We start from the raw sequence: 4,325 nt of genomic DNA on the forward strand, positions 1-4,325 counted from the left end.
CCGGCTGGTTCCCCATCCCTGAAGCGCGGCTGAAAATCCTCAAGGGGCAGGAGCCGTTCATTGATCGGCTGCTCGCGGCGCTGGGGGAATGAGCGCTGCTGCCGCAGGGGAGCGGGGGTGCAGGGGCGCAGGGGAGCCTTGTAACTGACCTACTGATCACTGACCATTGCTTACTTCTTACTGCTTACTGATCCACCGCCCCACCGCCTCCACCATCAACTCATGCTCGGCCGCATGCATCCGCGCCTCGAAGTCGGCCAGCGTGTCGCCGGGCAGGAAGGGCACGACCGCCTGAGCCACCACCGGCCCGGCGTCTACCTCCGGCACGGCGACGTGCACCATGCAGCCGCTATGGTCAATCTCGCCGCGCCGGAACGCCTCGTAGGCACGCTCGATGGCGTGCGTCCCGGCGAATTGGCCGGGCAAGGCCGGGTGCAGGTTCAGCACGCGGCCGGGGAAGCGATCCAGGAAGGCCGCGGTCAGGATGCGCATCCAACCGGCCAGCACGACCAGGTCGGGGCGCGCCTCGGCGACGACCACGGCCAGGTCGGCGTCGTACGCCTCGCGCGAGCGCCCGCCGTCGCGGTAGGGGGAGAAAGGGAAGACGCGGGTCGGGACACCGGCCGCCTCGGCCCGCGTCAGACCGTAGGCCGCGGCCCGGTTCGAGACGACCCATACAACCTCGGCCGGCAGCCGCCCCGCCGCGCAGGCGTCGAGGATGGCTTGCAAGTTCGTGCCCGAGCCGGAGATGAGCACCACCAACCGCGCTTTCATATGCGCCTCCGAATAAATGAACCACGGATTCTCGCGGATTTTACGGATGTAACGGATTGAACCCTTCATTCAATCCGTGTTCATCCGTCGAATCCGCGAGAATCCGTGGTTCATTTATTCAATCTCCATCGAAGAGCCTTCAATCATTTCGCCGACAAAATAAAGATCGGGCACGGCCGCTTGCGCGCGGGCTACGTCCTCCGGCGGCACCATGACCAACATCCCTAGCCCCATGTTGAACACATGGAACATCTCTGCCGGCGGCACGTCCCCCTGCCGGGCGATCAGGTCGAACAATGGCGGCTCCGGCCACGTCCCGCGCCGCAGCACCGCGCCCAGCCCCGCCGGGAAGACGCGCGGCGGGTTGTCGATCAGCCCCCCGCCGGTGATGTGGCTCAACCCGCGCACGTCCACACCGGCCGCCCACAGCGCCCCCACTTCGGCCAGATAGGGCCGGTGCGTCGCCAATAGGGCGTCGCCGATGGTCGCCCCGTTCAGGTCGTCGCGCGCCGCCGACCAGTCTAGCCCTTCCAGCGCCCGGCGAGCCAGCGAGTAGCCGTTGGTATGCAACCCGGTCGAGGGCAGACCGAGGATGGCGTCGCCGGCCCGCAGGCGGCGGCCGTCGATGATCCGGTCGCGCTCCACCGCGCCGACAATCGTCCCGGCCACGTCCACCTCGCCGGGCACGTAGACGCCGGGCATCTCGGCCGTCTCGCCGCCCAGTAGGGCGCAGCCGGCCGCCCGGCACGCCGCCGCCACCCCGCCGACGATGGCCGCCATCCGCGCCGGATCGAGGCGGGACGCGGCCACGTAGTCGAGGAAGAACAGCGGCCGCGCACCCTGCACCAGGATGTCATTGACGCAGTGGTTGACCAGGTCAGCCCCGATGGTGTCCCAGCGATCCAGCCGGGCGGCGACCTTCGTCTTGGTTCCCACGCCGTCGGTCGAGGCGACCAGCACCGGCGCGGCCATGCGTTGCAGCGCGTCAGCGGCGTACAGCCCGCCGAACGCGCCCACGTCGGACAGCACTTCCGGCCCGAACGTCGAACGCACGGCGGCGCGCATCATTTCCTTGGCCCGCCCCGCCGTGGCGATGTCCACCCCGGCGCGGGCGTAAGCGGTATCGGTCATGGCTCCTCCTTCAGTGACGGTGATGGACAGAGTGCAGGGGAGCAGGGGCGCGGGGGTGCGGGGGAGCAAAGAGGCTCTCAAGGAGGACTGTTTTCACCCCTGCTCCCCTGCTCCCCCGCTCCCCTGCCCAATATCAGCCCGATAGTGCGCCCCCTCGAACTGGATACACGCCACCCCCTCATAGACCCGCGCGGCGGCCGCGGCCACGTTTGGGCCGATGGCGCTGACGGCCAGGACGCGCCCGCCGTTGGTTACGACCTGAGCGTTGCGCCGCGCCGTGCCGGCGTGGAAGAGTAGCGCGCCCGTCGCCGCCGCCTCGTCCAGGCCGTGAATCGGCGCGCCCGTCGGGTAGGCCTCCGGATAGCCGGGCGCGGCCATGACGACCGTGGCGCAGGCCCCGGCGTTGAAGCGGACGAGATCGGCCGACAGCCGCCCCTCGACGCAGGCCAGCAACGCCTCGGCCAGGTCGCTCGCCAGCAGGGGTAGGACGGCCTGCGTCTCCGGGTCGCCGAAGCGGCAGTTGAACTCCAGCACCTTCGGGCCGTCGTCGGTCAGCATCAGCCCGGCGTAGAGCACGCCGACGTAGGGCGCGCCGGCCGCGGCCATGCCGGCCACGACCGGCCGCAGCGCTTCGTCCGTGATGCGGGCCACGAGCGCCGCGTCCGCGTCGGGCGGCGGAGCGTAGGCCCCCATGCCGCCGGTGTTGGGGCCGCGGTCGCCGTCGAAGACGCGCTTGTGGTCGCGGGCGGGAACCATCGGGACGACGGTCGCGCCGTCGCAGAAGGCCAGCAGGGATAGCTCCGGCCCGGCCAGCCGCTCCTCGATCAGCACCTCGTCGGCCGCCGCGCCGAAGACCCGCTCCACCATCATCTGGCGCAGCGCCGTCTCGGCCTCGGCCGCGTCGTCGCAGACCACCACGCCCTTGCCCGCCGCCAGCCCGCTGGCCTTGACGACGACCGGCCCGTCCAGCGCATGCAGGTAGTCGCGGGCGGCGTCGAAGTCGCGGAAGACGGCCGAGGCGGCGGTGGGGATGGCGTGGTCGCGCATGAACGCCTTGGCGAACGCCTTGGACGACTCCAGCCGGGCGGCGGCCTGCGTCGGGCCGAAGATGGGCCGGCCGGCGGCCCGGAAGCGGTCGACGATGCCGGACGATAGCGGCCCCTCCGGCCCGACGACGGTCAGATCGACGCGGCGCGCCTCGACCAGTCGTAGCAGGCCGTCCAGGTCATCGGCGGCGATGGGCACGTTCTCGCCGCAGGCGGCCGTGCCCGCGTTGCCCGGCGCGATGAGCAGCGCCTCCACACGCGGCGAGCGGGCCAGCGCCCAGGCCAGGGCGTGTTCACGCCCGCCGCTGCCTATCACTAATACTCTCATTCAATCGCCCTCAATTCAGGTGCAACGCACTTCAGAAAGTGCGTCGCACCTGTCTAGCCCAACGCCCCCTCAAAGATAAGCTTCTCCCGCGGCCGGTCGTCCTCGAACAGCCAGTCGGGGATCGGGATGGGATATTGCCCGGAGAAGCACGCCGCGCAGTGGCCCGTCTTCTGCTGGATGGCCAGACGCACCGCCTCGTGCATCCCTTCCAGGCTCAGATAGGCCAGACTGTCCGCGCCGATGCGCTCGCGAATGCCCTCTACCTCCAGACGCGCCGCGATCAACTCCCGCCGCGTCGCCATGTCGATGCCCATGAAGCAGGGATAGCGCACCGGCGGCGAGGAGACGCGCACGTGCACCTCCTTGGCCCCGCCGTCGCGCAACAGTTGCACCAGCGGCCCGGCCGTGTTGCCGCGCACGATGGAGTCGTCGATGAGCACCACCCGCTTGCCGCGCAGGTTGGCCTCCAGCGGATTGTACTTGATGCGCACTCCCTCGCGCCGCAATTCGTCGTCGGGCTGGATGAAGGTGCGACCGATGTAGCGGTTCTTGATCAGTCCCTCGGTGAATGGCAGCCCCGATTCCGCGCTGAAGCCGATGGCCGCCGGGGTGGCCGAGTCGGGCACGCCCACCACCACGTCGGCCGCCGCCGGGGCCTCGCGGGCCAACTGCCGGCCCAACTCCTGGCGCACGTGGTGGACAACCTGCCCTTCGATGACCGAGTCGGGCCGGGCGAAGTAGACGTACTCAAAGATGCACATCGCCCGCCGCGGCGACGGCGCGCCGGTGAAGCTGGTCACGCCGTGGCGGTCGAGCCGGACGATCTCACCCGGCATCACCTCGCGGACGTAGGCCCCGCCGATGGTGTGCAGCGCGCACGTCTCCGAGCCGACGGCGTAGCCCATCTCGCCCACCTGGCCCAGACAGAGCGGGCGCAGCCCCAATGGGTCGCGCACGGCGTAGACCGCGTCGCGGGTCAGCAGCACCAAGGAGTACGCCCCCTGAGCCACGCTCATGAAGGCCCGCAGCCGCGCCACCCAGCGGTC

General features: G+C 70.2%; 4 protein-coding genes. All 4 read right to left on the bottom strand.

What is annotated here, in order from left to right; all coding sequences use genetic code 11:
* Positions 1 to 177: 177 nt before the first annotated feature.
* Positions 178 to 774 (bottom strand): phosphoribosylglycinamide formyltransferase, encoded by a 597-nt coding sequence (gene purN, locus ACE3UY_RS08095; RefSeq protein ID WP_374687036.1) that lies wholly within the window; start codon positions 772 to 774, stop codon positions 178 to 180.
* Positions 775 to 888: 114 nt separating this feature from the next.
* Positions 889 to 1,905 (bottom strand): phosphoribosylformylglycinamidine cyclo-ligase, encoded by a 1,017-nt coding sequence (gene purM, locus ACE3UY_RS08100; RefSeq protein ID WP_374687037.1) that lies wholly within the window; start codon positions 1,903 to 1,905, stop codon positions 889 to 891.
* A gap of 93 nt (positions 1,906 to 1,998) precedes the next feature.
* The gene (gene purD, locus ACE3UY_RS08105) at positions 1,999 to 3,279 is read right to left on the bottom strand and encodes a phosphoribosylamine--glycine ligase (protein WP_374687038.1); all 1,281 of its coding nucleotides are present in this window, start codon (positions 3,277 to 3,279) and stop codon (positions 1,999 to 2,001) included.
* A 53-nt stretch (positions 3,280 to 3,332) separates the two neighbouring features.
* On the bottom strand, positions 3,333 to 4,325 hold a 993-nt coding region (gene purF / locus ACE3UY_RS08110; protein ID WP_374687039.1), incomplete at its 5' end, for an amidophosphoribosyltransferase.

This window comes from Promineifilum sp. (SeqCode) (assembly GCF_041918635.1).
GTDB lineage: Bacteria > Chloroflexota > Anaerolineae > Promineifilales > Promineifilaceae > Promineifilum.

Bases quoted from the DNA above. Each gene is read 5' to 3' on its own strand.
- purN (WP_374687036.1), bottom strand. From the start codon at position 774: ATGAAAGCGCGGTTGGTGGTGCTCATCTCCGGCTCGGGCACGAACTTG.
- purM (WP_374687037.1), bottom strand. From the start codon at position 1,905: ATGACCGATACCGCTTACGCCCGCGCCGGGGTGGACATCGCCACGGCG.
- purD (WP_374687038.1), bottom strand. From the start codon at position 3,279: ATGAGAGTATTAGTGATAGGCAGCGGCGGGCGTGAACACGCCCTGGCC.